The organism is Gemella sp. (assembly GCF_057272915.1).
Map to the genome: position 1 here is coordinate 131,719 of NZ_DBHIUF010000002.1, position 18,067 is coordinate 149,785.

At 30.4% G+C, this 18,067-nt stretch carries 18 protein-coding genes, 1 tRNA gene and 1 riboswitch; of the genes, 12 read left to right on the forward strand and 7 right to left on the reverse strand.

Features of this window, described 5'->3' with window-relative positions:
• The first annotated feature begins 72 nt into the window (after positions 1-72).
• The 5 genes from ACO6OL_RS01540 (at position 73) to ACO6OL_RS01560 (ending at position 5,177) form a co-directional block, all read left to right on the forward strand.
• A complete protein-coding gene (locus ACO6OL_RS01540) occupies positions 73-786 on the forward strand; it encodes an HAD family hydrolase (protein WP_485501897.1) in 714 nt (237 codons plus the stop codon).
• 222 nt (positions 787-1,008) lie between these two features.
• Positions 1,009-1,740, forward strand: a complete 732-nt coding sequence (locus ACO6OL_RS01545) for a rhodanese-like domain-containing protein (RefSeq protein WP_314160004.1) — start codon at positions 1,009-1,011, stop codon at positions 1,738-1,740.
• Positions 1,741-1,961: 221 nt separating this feature from the next.
• Positions 1,962-2,717 (forward strand): rhodanese-like domain-containing protein, encoded by a 756-nt coding sequence (locus tag ACO6OL_RS01550; RefSeq protein ID WP_314396031.1) that lies wholly within the window; start codon positions 1,962-1,964, stop codon positions 2,715-2,717.
• A gap of 359 nt (positions 2,718-3,076) precedes the next feature.
• Positions 3,077-4,567 carry a TIGR04282 family arsenosugar biosynthesis glycosyltransferase gene (locus tag ACO6OL_RS01555; protein WP_485501898.1) on the forward strand — a complete coding sequence of 497 codons (1,491 nt, stop codon included), beginning with the start codon at positions 3,077-3,079 and terminating at the stop codon, positions 4,565-4,567.
• Between the two features lie 10 nt (positions 4,568-4,577).
• On the forward strand, positions 4,578-5,177 hold the full coding sequence (locus ACO6OL_RS01560; protein ID WP_314160001.1) for a TVP38/TMEM64 family protein: 600 nt from the start codon (positions 4,578-4,580) through the stop codon (positions 5,175-5,177).
• Positions 5,178-5,195: 18 nt separating this feature from the next.
• Here ACO6OL_RS01560 and ACO6OL_RS01565 read toward each other — a convergent pair whose 3' ends face one another.
• Positions 5,196-5,879, reverse strand: a complete 684-nt coding sequence (locus tag ACO6OL_RS01565) for a LiaF transmembrane domain-containing protein (RefSeq protein WP_485501899.1) — start codon at positions 5,877-5,879, stop codon at positions 5,196-5,198.
• Between the two features lie 6 nt (positions 5,880-5,885).
• Complete coding sequence (locus ACO6OL_RS01570) at positions 5,886-6,338, reverse strand: LytTR family DNA-binding domain-containing protein (protein WP_314396028.1); 453 nt, start codon at positions 6,336-6,338, stop codon at positions 5,886-5,888.
• A 239-nt stretch (positions 6,339-6,577) separates the two neighbouring features.
• Here ACO6OL_RS01570 and ACO6OL_RS01575 point away from each other — a divergent pair.
• A tRNA-Sec gene (locus tag ACO6OL_RS01575) sits at positions 6,578-6,674 on the forward strand.
• Positions 6,675-6,735: 61 nt separating this feature from the next.
• On the opposite strand, the gene ACO6OL_RS01580 is transcribed toward ACO6OL_RS01575, so the two are convergent.
• From ACO6OL_RS01580 to tehB (ACO6OL_RS01595), 4 genes are all read right to left on the reverse strand, one after another.
• Positions 6,736-7,392, reverse strand: coding sequence for an energy-coupling factor transporter transmembrane component T family protein (locus ACO6OL_RS01580; protein ID WP_485501900.1), 657 nt, complete (start codon positions 7,390-7,392; stop codon positions 6,736-6,738).
• Positions 7,373-8,746 carry an ABC transporter ATP-binding protein gene (locus tag ACO6OL_RS01585; RefSeq protein ID WP_485501901.1) on the reverse strand — a complete coding sequence of 458 codons (1,374 nt, stop codon included), beginning with the start codon at positions 8,744-8,746 and terminating at the stop codon, positions 7,373-7,375. The genes ACO6OL_RS01580 and ACO6OL_RS01585 overlap by 20 nt, the downstream gene beginning before the upstream one ends.
• Positions 8,746-9,303, reverse strand: a complete 558-nt coding sequence (locus ACO6OL_RS01590) for an ECF transporter S component (RefSeq protein ID WP_485501902.1) — start codon at positions 9,301-9,303, stop codon at positions 8,746-8,748. The genes ACO6OL_RS01585 and ACO6OL_RS01590 overlap by 1 nt, the downstream gene beginning before the upstream one ends.
• Positions 9,304-9,383: 80 nt before the next feature.
• Positions 9,384-9,472: riboswitch (TPP riboswitch) on the reverse strand.
• Positions 9,473-9,533: 61 nt separating this feature from the next.
• Positions 9,534-10,397, reverse strand: a complete 864-nt coding sequence (tehB, locus tag ACO6OL_RS01595) for an SAM-dependent methyltransferase TehB (protein WP_314160581.1) — start codon at positions 10,395-10,397, stop codon at positions 9,534-9,536.
• Between the two features lie 302 nt (positions 10,398-10,699).
• Between tehB (ACO6OL_RS01595) and ACO6OL_RS01600 the strand changes: the two genes are divergently transcribed.
• Genes ACO6OL_RS01600 through ACO6OL_RS01610 form a run of 3 tightly spaced genes read left to right on the forward strand, consistent with a single transcriptional unit; the run spans position 10,700 to position 12,644 of the window.
• Positions 10,700-11,158, forward strand: a complete 459-nt coding sequence (locus ACO6OL_RS01600) for a low molecular weight protein-tyrosine-phosphatase (protein WP_485501903.1) — start codon at positions 10,700-10,702, stop codon at positions 11,156-11,158.
• Between the two features lie 55 nt (positions 11,159-11,213).
• Entirely contained in the window at positions 11,214-12,116 is a 903-nt protein-coding gene (locus ACO6OL_RS01605; protein ID WP_485501904.1) for an alpha/beta hydrolase family protein, read from the forward strand.
• Between the two features lie 24 nt (positions 12,117-12,140).
• The gene (locus ACO6OL_RS01610) at positions 12,141-12,644 is read left to right on the forward strand and encodes a GNAT family N-acetyltransferase (RefSeq protein ID WP_485501905.1); all 504 of its coding nucleotides are present in this window, start codon (positions 12,141-12,143) and stop codon (positions 12,642-12,644) included.
• Between the two features lie 190 nt (positions 12,645-12,834).
• Here ACO6OL_RS01610 and tehB (ACO6OL_RS01615) read toward each other — a convergent pair whose 3' ends face one another.
• Positions 12,835-13,674 (reverse strand): SAM-dependent methyltransferase TehB, encoded by an 840-nt coding sequence (gene tehB, locus ACO6OL_RS01615; protein WP_485501906.1) that lies wholly within the window; start codon positions 13,672-13,674, stop codon positions 12,835-12,837.
• A gap of 194 nt (positions 13,675-13,868) precedes the next feature.
• Here tehB (ACO6OL_RS01615) and ACO6OL_RS01620 point away from each other — a divergent pair, with 194 nt between their 5' ends.
• The 3 genes from ACO6OL_RS01620 (at position 13,869) to tolA (ending at position 17,877) form a co-directional block, all read left to right on the forward strand.
• A complete protein-coding gene (locus ACO6OL_RS01620; RefSeq protein WP_485501907.1) occupies positions 13,869-14,591 on the forward strand; it encodes a metallophosphoesterase in 723 nt (240 codons plus the stop codon).
• Positions 14,592-15,028: 437 nt separating this feature from the next.
• Positions 15,029-16,348, forward strand: a complete 1,320-nt coding sequence (locus tag ACO6OL_RS01625) for a CAP domain-containing protein (protein WP_485501908.1) — start codon at positions 15,029-15,031, stop codon at positions 16,346-16,348.
• A gap of 494 nt (positions 16,349-16,842) precedes the next feature.
• On the forward strand, positions 16,843-17,877 hold the full coding sequence (gene tolA / locus ACO6OL_RS01630) for a cell envelope integrity protein TolA (protein WP_485501909.1): 1,035 nt from the start codon (positions 16,843-16,845) through the stop codon (positions 17,875-17,877).
• Positions 17,878-18,067: the final 190 nt, after the last annotated feature.

Here is an 18,067-nt window from a genome sequence, read left to right on the forward strand (position 1 = left end):
TCCATTATATGTTATAATAATGTTGAGAACGCATTAATAATTAAAATGAATTTTATAAGGGAGGTGAGATTGATGACTAAGATAAAGAACCTTATTTTTGATTTAGATAATACTTTATATGATTTTAGTATCATATGGGAAAAGTCTAACAAACAGGTATATGAATATTTAAAATACTATAAAATAGCAAGTTATGAAGAGTTTTTCAAGCACTATAAAGCTATCAACAATATGCTAGTAGATGAGGTTTTAAAGGGTAATGTGAAGCTGAAAGATATTAGGGATAAAAGATTAAAGCTGACTTTAGAGAAATTTGGAATTATCTTAACGAAAGAGGATTGTAACAATTATTATGAGAGGCAGTTTGATTTTATCTTGGAATCAATTAAACCTAACGAAGAAGTAAATCACTGGTTAAGTCTATTTTCAAAGAAATATAAAATGATATTATTAACAAATGGGAAATCTTGTGAACAAAGAAGTAAAATTGAGAAACTTGGTTTAGATAATATCTTTAAATTGTACATTTCAGGAGAAACGCATATAAGTAAACCAAAAGAACAAGCTTTTATCAATGTTTTGGAAAAAGAAAATATATTGGCAAGCGAAACTATGATGATTGGAGATTCTCTGTATCATGATATAAATCCGGCAAAAAAATTAGGTTTTAAAACTTGTTTAGTAGAAAGAAAATGGCATTTTGATGATAAGTTAGAAAATTATACGGGTTATAAAGTAAAAAACATTATTCAGTTTTTCAAGGAATTAGAAGCTAAGAAATTGTAAAAAATATTATTATTTTTCTGAATATAACAAAAGTATGAAAAAAATAAGGTGTATAATAAAAGCTATAGTCACATTAGATTATAGCTTTTATTGTACTTTTATGTAAATTGAAATTCTAGGTAAAAAGTAAAATAATTATTCGGTATCTTGGGAAGTGCTGTTGATTGAATTTATTTAATTTGTTATACTATTTATGAAAACTATTACAAAGGAGATAAATTTATGAAAACCAATAAATTATTAGTTGTCAGTATGGCAGCGGTATTATCATTATCATTAGCAGGGTGTTCTTCAGCTTCTAATAGTACTTCTAGTAGCAGTAATGGGACTGTTGCGGTAAAGGAACTTAAAGGGGAAGAGTTAAATAAAATTGAAAAAGATGACAAAGAAAAAGAAAAATACCTTGTTATCGACGTGAGAGATGCTAAAGAATATAAAGAAGGACACGTAAAACACGCTATCAATATTCCATTAGCTGATATTGAGAAACATGCAGAGCACTTAAGTGCATGGAAAGATAAAGAAGTAGTAACAATCTGCAACACTGGTAAGAAAAGTAAAGAAGCTGCTGATAAACTTGTAAAAGCAGGATTCAAAAAAGTTTCTAATGCTCAAGGTGTAAAAGACTATAAGGATTATGAAATCGTTAAGTTTACTACATTGCTTGCTCATGAATTCCAAGCTGCAATCGATAAAAAAGCAGGAACTTTCATAGATGTTCGTGAAGCAAAAGATTATGAAAAAGGTCATGTAGCAGGAGCTAAAAATATTGATGTTAAAAATATTGATAAAGACTTAGCGGCATTGTTACCAGCCGATAAAAATGCACCAGTTTATACATATTGTTACAGTGGAAATCGTTCATCTAAAGCTGCTCAAAAAGCTGTTGAGCTAGGATATACAAATGTTTATAATGCTTGGGATGGAACAAAAGAGCATGAATATAAATTTTAAAAAATTGTAAATTTCTAAAGTGCGTTTTATTAAGAAGTCAAAGAGGAAGATACACTTAGAAAAAAGTAAAAATATTATAAAAAATGAGTAAAAATAATATTATTTATTAGAAAAGAAACTATTTTTAAGTTATACTAATAAGAGACGGGGGCATACCTAAATGTATTAAATATTTAAGTACCACCTTGTCTCTTATTAAATAAGGAGAGGAAGAAAAATAAATGAAATATAATAAATTTTTAGCTGTAAGTATGTCAGCAGTGTTATCATTAACTTTAGTAGGATGTTCAACTACTTCATCTGCAAAAGAATTAAAAGGTGAGGAGTTAAACAAAATTCAAAAAGATGATAAGGAAAAAGAAAACTATCTTGTTATAGATATTAGAGATGAAGCGGCTTATAAAGAAGGTCACCTTAAGCATGCCATTAATATTCCATTATCAAAAATAGATAAGAGTATTGAAGAAATTCGTACTTGGAGAGAGAAGAAAGTAGTAGTTTATAGTGATAAATCAGATAAGACAAAGGATGCTATAGATAAACTTACAAAACAAGGGTTTAAAGATGTATCTGGAGCTCAAAATGTAAAAGATTATAACTATGATCTTGTAAAATATTCATCATTAAGTAGCAGTAAATTCCAAGATGCATTATTAGACACAGCTGCAAACAATGTGCTCTTAGATGTAAGAGATAAAGCTGATTTTGAAAAAGGTCACGCAGCTGGAGCAAAAAATATCGATGTTAAAAAATTAGATGATTTAAAATCAATTTTACCGGAAAATAAAGCATTACCAATATATGTATATAGTTCTACAGGAAATAGTTCTTCAGTAGTTGCTCAAAAACTTATTGATTTAGGATACAAAAATGTATGTAATGCAATTGATGGAACTAAAGAACACAGTTATAAATTTGAAATTGCAGATTGCTGTAAAGATCCAAGTGACGCAGTAAAAGGTGCAGAGAAACATTAAGGACATGATGAGCACAAAGGACATGATCATTCTGCAGAAAAGAAAGATGATCATGCTGGACACAAACATTAATATATAAAGTAAAAGGGTGACTCAAAATAGTAATTTCAATTAGAAATTTTGTAGTTGAGTTTCCCTTTTTTGTATAGGTGATTACCCAAAAGTCCTAAAAATTAACAAAGTTCATATGAGAACTCATAGAGTAGGGATTTATTGATATCTAAATTTACTTTATAAAAGCTGTTTAGATATTTAATTAACTATCGTGGGAAGCTACTCGACAAAATCTTGTTTATTGGAAATCACGATTTTTGAGTCACTCCCTTAAATATTTTTTATATAAAAGGAAAATTTCAGAGATGAAAAACAGAATAATATTTTTTACAAGAGTGCCGAAGGTAGGTACAACAAAAACAAGGTTATATGACTTTGTATCTCCGGATACTGCTGTAGAAATTCAAAAGAAATTAATGAAAAAAAACTATAATGTTTTAAAAGAGTGTGGAGAAGAGATAGCAGTCTATCATGATGGTCAAAGTATTGATGATAGTGTGATGGTGGATATTCTAGAAAATAGAGAATTTTCTTATCAAGTAGGTGAAACACTTGGTGATAAAATGTATAACGCAATTGATGAGGAGTTACAGTCTAGTGACAAGGTGATTTTATTAGGTTCAGATATCTATAATCTTCAAGAAAATATGATTCATACTGCGTTTAAAAAATTAGATGAGTATAATATTGTTATAAATCCAAGTGTTGATGGTGGTTATTTTTTAATAGGTATGAAAAAAGCTATTAAAGAAGTTTTTAATCTTCCAAGTTATGGGGATAACAGCGTTTTAGAGAATTTACTTACTGTTTGTGATGAGCAGAAGTTAAGTTATTATTTAGGAGAAGCTGGCTTAGACATCGATACTAAAGAAGACCTTTTATTAGCAGAGACAGGTTATAATAATATTAAGTTATTAGGTGCAGGGGAGTATAATATTAACTTTACCTTTGAAGAAGGAGATTTGAAAAAGGTTCTCAGAATAAATATGAAGAGCCAGATGAATCTTGAAAATCAAATAGAATATGAATACGAAACGCTACAATTGTTGAAAGACAGTGGAGTTACACCAAAACCTTATGATTTAGTAACAGAGACGAATTTATTACCGTATAAATATTTAACAATGGAATTCTTAAAAGGAAGATCACTTAATTACAAAACAGATATGTATATTGCAGCTTATTTATTAAGTAAGGTTCATAATACACCATATGGAGACAATAACTTAATCAATGCAATAAACCCATTCCAACTCATGTTTGATGAATGTAAACAGATGGCAGGTGAGTATTTAGCTTGGGATAAAGCCGATGAGAAAGTTAGCTCTTATATTAATAGATTCTTAGAAAAGTGTCTGACACTTATACCTGAAAAGTATAGTATTGCTAATCCATGTATTATAAATACTGAACTAAATTCAGGAAATTTCTTAATAGGTGAAGGAAAAGAAGACAGCTATGTTATTGATTGGGAGAAGGCATTAATAGGTGAATGTGAACAAGATTTAGCCCATTTTCTAGCACCGACAACTACATTTTGGAAAACTGATATCATTTTATCAGAAAATGAAATTAATGAGTTTTTAGAAGCGTATGGTAATTATAGAAATTTCGATAGAAAGAGATTCGAGAGGTATTTAATATTTAATTGTCTAAGAGGAGTTACTTGGTGTAGTATGGCATTTAGACAGTATAGTGAAAATGATAAAATGCTGATGGATGACATTACATTTAAAAAAATAGCGTCATATATTGAATTAGAATTTTTAGAAAAAGTATCAGCATACTTTAAATAGGAGGAGAGTAATGACTGAGTTTATTCAAAGTTTTGGTGTCCTAGCACCGATAATTTATGTATTAATGTTTATGTTCTTACCGGTATTTTTCTTTCCAGTTCCGATACTTGCTGTTGCTGGAGGAGTAGCATTTGGTTTTGTAGAAGGAAGTTTACTAACCTTCGTTGGAGCTTCATTAAATTGTTATATTATGTTTGTAATATCACGTCGTTTCGGTCGTGAATGGGTGAAAAACTACCTTAAGAAAAAAATGACACCTAAGCAACACGATAGAATTTTTAATGTTAGTGATGAAAAACTAATGATGAGTTTAGTAATACTGAGACTAATACCTTTAGTACCGTATAATATGATAAACTACGGATATGGTCTAACTAATATCAGTTTGTCAAAATATATGATAGCGAGTGTACTTGGTATTATCCCTGGAACAGTAGTATTCTTAAACTTCGGAGCTACTAGTACAAATATCTTCAGTAAAGAATTTTTAATCGCATCATTATTAGTAATTTTATTAACTGTAGGTTCAATCTATTTATCTAAGTTAGTAGAAAAAAGAGAACAGCAAAAGAAAGAAGAAAATAATAAAGAAAACTCTCAAGAGCTTTAATGTCTTGAGAGTTATTTTTTATATATGAATTATTTCAACTTCTCCAAATGTTACCGAACCATTTAGGATAATTTTAACATCTTTACCGATGCTATGAGAGTTTTTTTGAACTTTTCCTAAGAAGTTATTTGTATTATTCTCGATTGCCCATTCTTTTGGAACATACACTTTTAGATTTCCGAAAGAAATCGAAACATTAAGGTCAAAGTTTTTAATAGGATAAGTATCTAATTTTTCAAAGTAGATAGTAGTAGTTCCGAATGTTGTAGAAGCAGAGAATGAATCAGATTTAGTTATGTCTACATACTGGACATTTTCTCCGAATGTTACATCAGAAAAATCATTACCACTTTTTATTTTTTTATGTTTTTTTACTTTGTAAAAACTTTTAAATTCTCTATATTTATATTTTCTAGGGACAAACATAGAAATACCTAGACTAAGGAAAACAGCGATAAAGAATATTTTTCCACCTGATATATCAGCAAAGTGATAATTTTTATTGTACACATAGAATAATAATGCTAGAGGAAAGATAGTTCCAAATGAATCAAAATCTATTAAACCTCGAATAGCGAAAAATCCTAGTACAACAGTACATATAGCCAGAAAGATTGATCCGGTTGGGAAAATATTAAATCCATCAAGTAGAGTAGTTACCGCAAGGATTATAAAAAATAATCCAATAAAACTTCTTCTCATTTATTTTTACCTCATTTCTTTTAATTTATCTTTTAATATTTTGTAGTAATGTCTTGAAATATGGACTTGCTTCTTTGAATTAGAAAAAGAAGCGGTACTTGAACCAGAAAAAGATTTTTCTAGTGAATAAATTGCTTTTGTATTTATTATTGAACTCTTAGAAATTCGACAATAGTAAAAAGGAATAAGTTGCTCTAATTCGTATAATTTGAATTTAACCTCGAAAAATTCATCTGTAGTGTGAGCATAGACTTTATTATCGTCAGTTTCAAAAAATAAAATAGATTCTAGAGGAATGAAATATTCAGAATCACCTTTATAGAAAACTATTTTTTGTGAATTAACTATAGCTTTTTCAACTAATTCTTTAATTAAGATGACATCACTATTTAAGTCTGGGGTCTTAATAACTAGTTCAATTTCTTTAAGGTTTGAGTCTAGTTCGATATTAATTTTCATATTGTCTCCTTTCTAAATGTTTATAGTTATATTATATATTATTTCAGTTTAAAAATTAATAGCTTTTAGGTAAGTGGTAAAAAATAGGAAGCAAGTGGTTAATAATTTAATTGTTTCTTATTGTTTCTTTTGGAAAGTTAGATAAAAGCTAAATTATCACATGAAAGAAAAGTGCTTTGGATACGTTAACATATAGTCTTGATTTTTCATTATATTTATTGTATAATATAAACATACATGGGAGTGGATGAGTTCTGGTGTGCTCTCTAGTCTTCAAAACTAGTATGAGGGGTTAAGAGCCTCTTGGGTGGGTTCGATTCCCACACATTCCCGCCAGTTTTTTTTATTTTTTGAATATAGTAATGCCATCATGGATTTTATCCATGATGGCATCATTTTATTTATTTATGATTAATAAAGAAATTGAGATAAATAGGAAGAGTACTAAAATAATTATACTTTTATTTTTATCAACAGAATATTTATTATAATGTGTTCGAGCTTTGAAGTCTTCATAGGCATGAACTGTCATCGCCTCAGAAATTTGAGGTTGCCAAGTTAACGCGATGAATATAGCTTTAGCATAGTAATATGGTGACCAAAATGGTAAGAAAACCCCTCGAAGACGACTAGATTTTGTAATCATTTGTGTTTCATATTGTATTCTTGGTAAAGCTTGAATAACTACTAAGAGTCCGTATACTATATTTGAAGATAACCCATGTTGTTCAAAGTATTTTAGTAGTTCTACAAGTGAAATATATGTTGCGGTGATTAATCCTAAAGCTGCAAAACTATATGTCCTAGAAAAAATTAATAGAGCAAATTTATAATTAGAACTATGAACAATAATAGCCCAAGCAGAACCCAATGCGGGTAACAGCGGTACTAGGACGAAATACAGTAGCTTTTTCCAGTATCTTGATAGACAAAAATAGAGAATTGTTACACCAATAATCATAAAATTTAAAACTAATAATTTACTAAATGAAATCCAAATAGTTAATAATAATACTATTAATGCTAGAGTAGGACTAATTATTTTCTTCTGCATAATAATAATTCTCCTTTACATAATGTAGCGTATTCTCTGAAATTTCAATATGATAATCACTCTTATTATTTAGTGGTTCCAGTCTATGGCTTACAATAATAAATGATTGTCCAGCAAGTCTTTTATTTTCTTCAATCCAATCCATTATAAATGAGCATGCTCTTTCATCAAGATGGGTAAAAGGTTCATCTAATAGTAGCAACTCGGTTTTCTGGCTCAGTAAACACATAAGTTGAATAAGTTTTCGTTGGCCACCGCTATAATAATAGAGGCTTTTATCGAGTTCTTTTTCTAAATCAAATTCTTTTAAAAGTCTCTCTTGCCATAATGGAGCGTGCCCCCAAATATCTTTTTGCATTGAAATCTCTTCACGAGGCATCAAGCTAATAAACTGTTGAAAGGCATCTTGTAAACAAGTACTTATTTTTTTATATAGTTTTCTTGATTTCTTTACTTTTGTCTCGTTAAAGAATATATTTCCATCATATTTTTTTAATTGTGAAATAGCATGTAATAATGTTGTTTTTCCTGTTCCATTATCTCCCGTCAAAGTGGTAATGCCTTTAAATATATGAAAATCATCGACATTTAATAATTCTTTTTTTCCTTGTTGAATTGAAATATTTTCTAGTCTTAAAATTTGTTCAGAGTGAGTGTTGTTGCACAATTTCACATTAGAATTTTTAGAAGTTGGATTTGTTACTAACTCTAAATTCCCATCAGAAAGATAAGTAAAGGTATCAGCATAGTCTAAATATAGTTGGTACTCATGATCGCAGACGATTATAGTCACACCATGGTTGTTTAAGTCTTTTAGAAGAGTTAGTAGAGAATTACGAGTCTTCTTATCGACATTTGCAAAAGGTTCATCTAAAATTAAAACTTCACTTCCCATAGCTAATGCTACTGCAAAAGCAGCTCGTTGACGTTCTCCTCCAGACAATGTATGGATATGTTTTGTAGAAATTTCACGAGTATTTGTAATAGATAAAGCATAATCCAGTTTTTCGTTAATAACCTGTGGTTCTAGACATAGGTTTTCTAATGCAAATATTATTTCTTCTTCTAAGGTAGGCATAACAAATTGATTAATCGCATGTTGCATGACATAGCCAATATTTTTAAGGTGTTCTTGCATAGGAATATCAACAATATTTTTCCCTTTGTAAGTAATTACTCCTTCATAATGTTTTTTATTTAATTTACAAATAGTACGAAGTAGGGTAGACTTACCACTACCAATATTTCCAGTTAAAACTAACCAACTATGTTCTTTTATTTTTAAACTAACGTTATCAAATAAGATTTTATCTTTAATTTTCAAAGAAAAATTATCGATTTCTATGATATTCATTATTTACTACCGCTGTTTTGTACTTTATTTACTATATTCAAGATTAGTTTAACACAGATAACTCCAAAGAAGAATACAGAAATAAAACGTACTAGTAGAATCGCTAAAATCATACTTACAGAAAATGCTTCGTATCCAGCTTGGAAATATTTATAAGCGAAGCTAAATAGTGTAATACCCACTGCAGAAAGAAATAGTGAAAATGTATCGTAGCGTTTGTATCTTGTAGCTAAGAAACCAACCTCAGAACCCACTCCTTGCACTAAACCTGAAACAAGAACAGCAGCACCAAAGTATGAACCATATAGCATTTCAGCTAATGCTCCTAGAACTTCTCCAAGTGTAGCACTACCTGGTTTTTGAATAAGTACTGCAGCAACTGGACCAGCCATAACCCATAATCCAAATAAAATTGAGTTAGCAAAAGGTGCGTACCCTACTGCTCCAAGAGCAGCTTTTAATGGAACGTAAACCAAGCTTGTTGCAAGGAATATCCCTCCGAATAAGAAACCTATTAAGGCTATAATAATTATGTCCTTTGTAGACCATTTTTTCATAAGAAAAACCTCCTGTTATTTGTATTCATTAAAACAACAAGAGGTATTTTTAAATTATATATATACTTTAAAATAGACTTGATTAAAAATAAACATTTTCCTACGGTTGTACTAACAACATCAGGTTCTATGGGTATATTCTCAGCAAAAAGCACCCCAAATGTTTTAATGATTTGTAAAAATTATAACATGAGTTGATAACGGTGTCAAAAAAGTAGCTTATAAATAAATTATTTAATTTTTTTAGCTAGCATAGTAGCAAAACGTAGTTTAAACCTATTACCATTAGCATCAGTCTTATGAAGTTGTCCAAAATCCTCATTATATTTAATAAATTCCCAGTCTTTGTAATATTCTTTAAGTTCATTTTCTTTAAAAGTGAAAGGGAAGGGAAGTGGACAAGGTGCATCATCAGTAGACATTGCTGCAACTATTAGATTATAACCACCTATATTAGTTTGGTCTTGCATATTTTTAATAACATTAGGTATAGATTCTTCTTCGATAAACATTAAAACTACTGTTGAAAAGATGAAATCATAAGTATTTCTAAGAGCTGCTGTATTTATATCATAGCTTCCTATTTTAATATCTAAATTTTCAATTTTTGATGTTTCCATTAAAAATTCTAAAGCGGGAATATTATTATCTACTGCAGTGACTTCAAAACCAAGTTTAGAAAGGAATAAAGCATTACGCCCCTGACCAGATCCTAAGTCCAATGTTTTACAAGGTTTAATAGTCTCCAAGGCTTCTACTACTTCAGAGTGAGCAGGATTAATATCGTATTTGTTTTTGAAATAATTTTTAGGTTCGCAGTAAAACTCTAAGAAACATTCTAAATCATCAGATAACGGTGCAACACGGTGCCACGCTTGAGGTTCCACGAATGGAATATTACTCTCAGGTGTAAATATATGCTCCTTCACAACTTCATTATCTTCAGTTAATTCTGTAAATTGGAGTTTTCCATTAAGAATAGTTAATTTTGCCCAAACATCTTTTCTAGTATTGTGTTTTTGCCTAAATGGTTTAGGAAGTGTTACGGCTGTCCAAAGTGGTAATCGTTTATAGCATACTAAGTTTTTTGTCATATTAATCTCCTTACTAACGGTTAAGTTTAACTTCATTATATCATGTAAAATATAAAAATAAAACAATGGGAGTGACTCAAAAATCGTGATTTTGTCGAGGCACCCCCGCACAGTTTATTAGATATCTAAAAAGCTTTTCTAAAGCGATTTTAGATATCAATAAACCACTGCGTCTATGAGTTCTCATATACACGTTGTTAAAATTTAGGTCTTTTGGGTCAACCCCTTGTCTTTATTATGTTGAATTAATCTCTTTGTGGTATAATAAGATGGATAATAAATATAAGTGAGGTATTGAAAAAATGGTAAAAGTGTTATTTGTCTGTTTAGGAAATATCTGTCGCTCACCTATGGCAGAAGCAATATTTAGAGATATGGTAGAAAAAGAAGGTTTAAGTGAAAAAATCCTAATTGATTCAGCTGCAACAAGTAGTTGGGAACACGGTAATCCTGTTCACAGTGGAACTAGAAAAGAACTTGCTAAAGTTGGTATCGGGGTAGAAGGAATGTATTCTCGTATTCTAAACGATAATGATTTAGATGCAGATTATATCGTAGGAATGGATGACAGCAATATAGAAAATATTAAAAAATTTATTGCAGGTAGAGAAACAGGAGAGGTAAAAAAATTATTAGAATACGCTGGAGAAGATAGAATTATCGATGATCCGTGGTATACAGGAGATTTCAAAACAACCTTCAATGATGTAACTAAAGGATGTACGGCTTTATTAGATAAAATCAAGAAAGATGATCTTTAATAGGGTAAAATAGGATATGTACTAATATTAAGTTAGATACAAGAAAGAAGGATAAATGAATTTTAAAAAAATAATAATAGGAATAGTGGCATTAGTTGCTATAGTAGCAGTAGCTTTTGGAGTAAAATCACAATTTTCTCCAAAAAATAATCAACAAGATAGAGGAAATAGTCTTGTGGAAAACTCATCAGTAAATACTTCAAATATCGATACGAGTAATATAGTTAAAGAAGAACTTTATTCCGAAGGTCAAGGGAAGAAAATATACGGATACATAACGGCACAAAAAAATTATAAGGAACAAAAACTACCGACAATAATTGCTTCTCATGGTTTTGGAGGTAATACTGAACGACAAGATTATTACGCTCAGAGTTTAGCGAAAGAAGGATATGTAGTTTACTCATTTGATTTTATGAGTGGGAATAAAAATAGTCGAAGTGGAAATGACACTTTAAAAATATCTGTATTTACAGAAGTTGATGATCTTGACGTAGTAGTAAATACACTAAAAAATCAAAACTTTGTAGATAAAAATAATATTTTTTTATTAGGTCAGAGCCAAGGTGGAGTCGTATCTACTATTGAGGGTGCCAAACTTAAGGAAGAGATAAAAGGATTAATATTAGTATTCCCAGCGTTTGTATTATTTGATGATGCACGAGAATTGTTCAAATCAGTATCAGATATTCCAGAAGTTTATAATCACAGAGGAACTGAAGTAGGAAAAGCTTATTTTGAGAAATCATTAGTCTACGATGTTTATAATGATATGAAGAATTATGATGGGAAAGTTCTTATTGTACAAGGAACAAGCGATAATGTTGCACCGATAAGTTATTCGCGTCGAGCTATAGAAACTTTTAAAGATGCTAAATTGAAAGAAATTCCAGGAGCTGGACATGGATTTAGAGGAGCGCAACAAGAAGAAGCTACTAAGGCAATTATTATTTTGTAAGAGAAAGTATTTAAGGAGAAAATCATGATAAACATTAGAACGGTTGAATTAGAAGATACCGAGAAATTAGTGAATATATATAGACCTTATGTAGAACATACGGCAATTACCTTTGATTATACTGTGCCGAGTGTACATGAGTTTGAAGAGAAGATTTCGAAAGCTATACAAAGATATCCATTTTTAGTAGCAACAGAAGGAAATGACATACTAGGGTACGCCTATGCTAGTGAGTTTTATCCAAAAGATGCGTACAAATGGACAGCTGAGATTACAATCTATTTAGATGAGAAAGCTCGTGGTAAAGGTGTTGGAGAGAAGTTGTATTCTGAACTTGAAAAACAACTTTATGACAGAGGAATATGTAGATTGACATCATGTATCGCCTATCCAGATGAAGGGAGTATTTCTTTCCATGAAAAAAGAGGATTTAGAAAAGTAGCTCACTTTGAGAAAGTAGGTTATAAATTTAATCGTTGGTATGATATAGTTTGGTATCAAAAAGATATTAGAGAAAATATTGAATAGAAGAAAGTGGGGGTGACTCAAAAATCGTGATTTCAAAGAAACAAGATTTTGTCGAGTCCCCCCACGCAGTTTATTAGATGTCTAAAAAGCTTTTATAAAGCGAATTTAGATATCAATAAACCACTGCGTCTATGAGGTTTCATATAAACCTTGTTAAAATTTAGGACTTCTAGGGCAGCCCCGTTTAGTTTTATTTTGATACCTTTTGAGCAAGAATCATAGCATATGGATAAGGGGTAGCCTCAATATTTTCTTTATATTTAAGAATTTTCCAGTCATTATAATATTCTTTCAGTTCATTTTCCATAAAAGTAAATGGAAAGGGAGTAAGAGGACAACCATGTTTTGTTGCATTTAATGCGCTGATTATTAAGTTGTATCCTTTATCATGTGTTTGTTTTTTTATGTTGCCGATAACACTTTGTATTCTTGTTGGGTTTAGATACATAAAAACATCCGTAGAGAATATGAAATCATAGGTGTTTTTTATGTTCGCTTCAGTTATATCATATTTAAACACAGTAAGATTTAATTTTTCTTTAATAGAAATATCAGCTAATTCATGTAAAAAATCGGCATTGTAATCTATTGCCGTAACATTAAAGTTTAATGATGAAAGATATAGCGAATTCCTACCTTTTCCAGCGCCGAGATCTAATGTTTTACATGGTTCAATATACTTTACGGCATTAACAATCTCTAAATGAGCAGGATTTAAATTATATTTATTAAAGAAATAATCCTCACGTGAACAATAATACTCTAACTGAAATTGTAAATCTGTAGAAGCAGGTGTAATTTTAAAAACACTAAGGGGCTTGATAAGCTCAAGATTACTTTTAGGATTGAGTGGATATTGACTGATAATGTCATTTTCTAAATTAAGAAAAGCAAATTTCATTTTACCTTTTATGATTGTTAATTTTGTCCAAACACCATCTTCTGTGAAAAATCCCTCTTTATAAATTTTTGGTAAAGAGAGAGCAGTAAGATTAGATGTACTTTTAAAACAAAGCAAGTTATTTTCCATATGCTGCTCCTTTCTGGATAATTTACTAACATTATATCACGTGAAAAGTTAAATTTAAAATGATATCCTAGAGTAATTTTAATAAAAATATATAAAAATTGAAAAGGGTATCAGTAATATTGTGATATTACTATTTACAAGATAGTTTTTTTCATTTATTATAAAAAGAAGAAACAAAAAAAGTAGGTGTTTTTATGAGAACAATTGTAATTTCTGATATTCATGGAAGTTTTTATACAATGAAAAAATTACTGGATGAAGTGAATTTTAACAGGTGTTCTGACAAACTAATTTGTTTAGGGGACATGTGTGATAGAGGAAAAAATACTAAGTTAGTTTGGGAATTTTTTTATAATTTGCAAAAAGAAAATTCTAATCATGTTGTGCTATTAGGAAATCATGAAGATATGTTTAATTTAGCAATAAAAGAAGCGATATATGGAGGGGGGGTGTCAGCAAGACAGGATCATTACTTTAGAAATAGTGGCTTAACGACATTACAATCATTTTATCCAGAAGCAACCGAAGAAACTAGAGGAATATACTTTAGAAAATTTGCACAAGAGTATAAATCTTTAAGAAAATGGATAAAAAGTCTCCCTACAAGATATGAGAGCTCAGAATATTATTTTATTCATGCCGGAGTAGATTTTAATAAAAATTTCTGGAATCAAACACATAGAGATATGATTTGGATAAGGGAACCATTTTTAAGCAGTAATGACAAATACAATAAAATAGTATTTCATGGACATAGTCCTGTAAAACAAGAACCATATTATGATAAAAAAGAAAATAGATTTAATATAGATGGTGGTTGTGTCTATGGAGGAAAGTTAAACATAGTAGTAATAGATGAAAATAGTTTAACGATAAAACAAAGTCCAATATTAGAAGAAGACATTTATAAAAAATAAAAGATGAGCAGGTATAGATAGAGACTATATCTGTTCATCTTTTTAGTTTAAGTCAAAAAAAACCGAGCACATTTGTCTCGGTCTCTTATAGAAAAGGAAAGTTTATGAAGTTTATAACTATTTACTAGTTATATGATAATTATACTGATTGAACCTTAAATATACTTTAAATTTAGTTTTAGTATATATTTAAGGTTCAAAACTAGAAAAAGTTGATTTAATAAGGATATTAAGAGTTTAAAGTGTTTCTAGTTTGAGGTAAGAATTTTAAGTAAATAATAAAAATAAAGTAATTTAGGATTTTTTAATATTTCTAAATTGTTACAAAATGTATTTTGTATTACAAAATGGAAAATCTATTGATTGTGAATAAGAAGATGAATTATAATATAGGAGAAGCAATTATTAAAGAGTATTAATAAGGAGAAAAATATCAAATGAAAAAACAAGGATTGAAAGTGACTAGTAAAGTGTTAACAGGTCTTGTGTTATTGTCAGGGGTAACAGCTCTTCCAACTAAGGCTGTTGATGTTCAACCTGCAGCTGTAGATGTAAATGTGAAGAATGTAAAAGCGAGTGTTTATGAAAAAGAAGGGCACTTCTATGCTAAGTTAGTAGCAGATAAAGAGGTAGCTAATGTAGTAGTTCGTATTACAACTGAAAATAAAGCTGAATTTTTAATTAAAAGAGATATTATTAAAGCCGGTGAAGAGGTTGTAGTAGAATTAGATTTAAATGCACAAGTTCCTACTAGAAAACTACCTCACACAGCAACTGTTAAGGCAGAGTCATTTACTACAGTAAATAAGGTAAGTGGTCACACATTCAAAATTACTGTTCGTTATGAAATCGCAACAGATGAGGTGAAAGCTCAACAAAGAGTTAATAATAACCTTAAAAATGAGATAAAAGTAGAAGAAAATGAAGTGCCAACAAATGTTCCAAGTATAGCTGATTTAACTAAGAAAACAGCTCCAACTCCAGCAGAACCTGTAGAGAAAACAACAAAACCAGCTGAGGCACCAAAAACTAATGAACCATCAACAGTGAAACCAAATACACCTGAAGGTACCAAACCATCGGCTAACCCGACGAATTTAGTGGCTAATACACCTGTGGCAACGGTACCAGTGACTCCGGTAAACACGGTGATGACAAATACACCAGCGCCAAAGGATGTAGTAAAAGTTGATCCGAAAAAAGTTGATACACCAGCCCCACCTGTGGCAGCTACTAGAGAAGAACAAATAAAGCAAGCATTTTTGGATAAAGTTGTAAAATTAAGACAAATAAATGGATTACCAGCTTTAACACCAAATGCAGCGTTAAACGCTTCTTCACAAAGAAGAAGTGCTGATGTACCAACTCGTGCGATAGATGGTAATATCCACGGACCAAATGGGTCAATTCAATATGAAAAAGATGCGGCAAGAGCAGCGGGATATAATGGTTCAATTCTAGCGAATGTTGCTATATCAGGAGATTATGGAACGCCTGACCAAATTGCTCAACATTTATTTGATATTTTATTTAAAGAAATTGGAAATGTAGTAGCTAAATATCCATACGGACACAGAAATACATTATTAGATGCAACTGCTAAAGATGTAGGAGTAGGAGTAACTATAAAAAATGGTCAAGTGTATCTTGTACAACACCAAAGCTCAAATGGAGCGTTCAACGGAACTTCGCCAAAAGAAGGGAAATATTTAGACGGTACCACTACAGTTTATTTAAATGGAAATCCAGTAAAATAATAAAATAAGAAGCTAACTTAGACATTGTTCTTAGTTAGCTTTTTATATTACAAATTTGTTATTTATAATATAGAAAAATTAATCATGTAGCATGTTTTTTAAATAAGTTAAGAGTGTTAACATAAAGTTATAGCTTTAGTAAGTTATGAAATCCTCTATAACCTTTATGTAATATAGAAGCAGTCAATATTACAAATTAGAAATCATGTTGAATTAGATATGTGATTTATGTATAATAGACAAATAATAAAGTCATAGGAGAAAATCAATGAGGAAGAGAAGAATAACAGGTAACTGGATTAGCGTTATTAATTGGTGCATCAGGAACAGTCACAGTTGCTAATGAGATCGATAATATTGCTTCGAATGTAAACGTAAAAAGTGTAAAATCTAATATTGTAGAGAAAAATGGACGTTATTATGTCCAACTTACAACTGATAGAGATGTAAAAAATGTAGTAGCAAGAATAACTACTGAAAATAAAAAAGACTACTTGTTTAAAAAAGATAATATCAAAGCAGGAGAGGTCGTAGAATATGAAATTGATATTAATGCGGATGTGCCAACTAAAAAATTACCACATACAGGTGTCATAAAAGAAACTGTAAAAAATGTTGTTAATGTAGGCAATCATACATTTAATATAACAGTACGCTATGATGTAGAAGTTGAGGATAATGCACAACCAATAATGCAGATAACTAAAATGAATATTACTAATCCAACACTTGATCAGCTTATAGATAAAAAAGAAATGTCTGCAGAAGAAAGATTACAAGAAGTGGAAGCGAAAGTAAAACAAGAAGCAGAAACGAAAGTAAAACAAGAAGCGGAGGCGAAAGCAAAACAAGAAGCAGAAGCGAAAGTAAAACAAGAAGCAGAAGCGAAAGTAAAACAAGAAGTAGAAGCGAAAGTAAAACAAGAAGCGGAGGCGAAAGTAAAACAAGAAGCGGAGGCGAAAGCAAAACAAGAAGCAGAAGCGAAAGTAAAACAAGAAGCAGAAGCGAAAGTAAAACAAGAAGTAGAAGCGAAAGTAAAACAAGAAGCGGAGGCGAAAGTAAAACAAGAAGCGGAGGCGAAAGCAAAACAAGAAGCAGAAGCGAAAGTAAAACAAGAAGCAGAAAAAAATGGATTACCAGAAGTAACAGCTGCAGAGCTAGCAGATCCAGCGATGAATGGTTTAACAGATCATACTAAGAAAATGAAAGTAGTATTAGCTAAAAAGTTTGAAATCACAAGCTTTTCAATGTTCAGAGCTGGAGATGATGATGGGACAGGTCACGGACACAATACTGGAATGTCTGTAGATTTCATGGTACCAGCAGGGTCAGCTAAAGGTGACGAATTTTCCGAATATATAACTAAAAATATGAAAGAACTTGGCGTATACTATGTTATCTGGAAACAAAGATTCTACATGCCACAACATAATATTTATGGACCGGCAAATACATGGAATTTAATGCCGGATCGTGGTGGTGTAACTGCTAACCACTATGATTATGTACACGTGAGTTTTATAAGATAAAATATAAAAATTATAGGCAACTAACAGATGAAATTGATTCTAAGTTAGTTGTCTGTTTTTACATTAAAAAACTAAATAATGCTTTCAAAAAATGATGTTAAGTAGTATAATTATAGGTAAGTAGTATTATAACACAGGAGGTAAATATGTCAGAGAAAAAAATGAATATGATAGTTTGTGGAGGGTGAAA

What these genes read in the sequence shown, in the direction of transcription:
- ACO6OL_RS01570 (WP_314396028.1), bottom strand. Translation starts at nt 6,338, where the DNA reads ATGAAAATTAATATCGAACTAGACTCAAACCTTAAAGAAATTGAACTA.
- ACO6OL_RS01580 (WP_485501900.1), bottom strand. Translation starts at nt 7,392, where the DNA reads ATGCAGAAGAAAATAATTAGTCCTACTCTAGCATTAATAGTATTATTA.
- ACO6OL_RS01585 (WP_485501901.1), bottom strand. Translation starts at nt 8,746, where the DNA reads ATGAATATCATAGAAATCGATAATTTTTCTTTGAAAATTAAAGATAAA.
- ACO6OL_RS01545 (WP_314160004.1), top strand. Translation starts at nt 1,009, where the DNA reads ATGAAAACCAATAAATTATTAGTTGTCAGTATGGCAGCGGTATTATCA.
- tehB (WP_314160581.1), bottom strand. Translation starts at nt 10,397, where the DNA reads ATGACAAAAAACTTAGTATGCTATAAACGATTACCACTTTGGACAGCC.
- ACO6OL_RS01605 (WP_485501904.1), top strand. Translation starts at nt 11,214, where the DNA reads ATGAATTTTAAAAAAATAATAATAGGAATAGTGGCATTAGTTGCTATA.
- tehB (WP_485501906.1), bottom strand. Translation starts at nt 13,674, where the DNA reads ATGGAAAATAACTTGCTTTGTTTTAAAAGTACATCTAATCTTACTGCT.
- ACO6OL_RS01560 (WP_314160001.1), top strand. Translation starts at nt 4,578, where the DNA reads ATGACTGAGTTTATTCAAAGTTTTGGTGTCCTAGCACCGATAATTTAT.
- ACO6OL_RS01555 (WP_485501898.1), top strand. Translation starts at nt 3,077, where the DNA reads ATGAAAAACAGAATAATATTTTTTACAAGAGTGCCGAAGGTAGGTACA.
- ACO6OL_RS01620 (WP_485501907.1), top strand. Translation starts at nt 13,869, where the DNA reads ATGAGAACAATTGTAATTTCTGATATTCATGGAAGTTTTTATACAATG.
- ACO6OL_RS01590 (WP_485501902.1), bottom strand. Translation starts at nt 9,303, where the DNA reads ATGAAAAAATGGTCTACAAAGGACATAATTATTATAGCCTTAATAGGT.
- ACO6OL_RS01565 (WP_485501899.1), bottom strand. Translation starts at nt 5,879, where the DNA reads ATGAGAAGAAGTTTTATTGGATTATTTTTTATAATCCTTGCGGTAACT.
- ACO6OL_RS01600 (WP_485501903.1), top strand. Translation starts at nt 10,700, where the DNA reads ATGGTAAAAGTGTTATTTGTCTGTTTAGGAAATATCTGTCGCTCACCT.
- ACO6OL_RS01550 (WP_314396031.1), top strand. Translation starts at nt 1,962, where the DNA reads ATGAAATATAATAAATTTTTAGCTGTAAGTATGTCAGCAGTGTTATCA.
- ACO6OL_RS01540 (WP_485501897.1), top strand. Translation starts at nt 73, where the DNA reads ATGACTAAGATAAAGAACCTTATTTTTGATTTAGATAATACTTTATAT.
- ACO6OL_RS01610 (WP_485501905.1), top strand. Translation starts at nt 12,141, where the DNA reads ATGATAAACATTAGAACGGTTGAATTAGAAGATACCGAGAAATTAGTG.
- ACO6OL_RS01625 (WP_485501908.1), top strand. Translation starts at nt 15,029, where the DNA reads ATGAAAAAACAAGGATTGAAAGTGACTAGTAAAGTGTTAACAGGTCTT.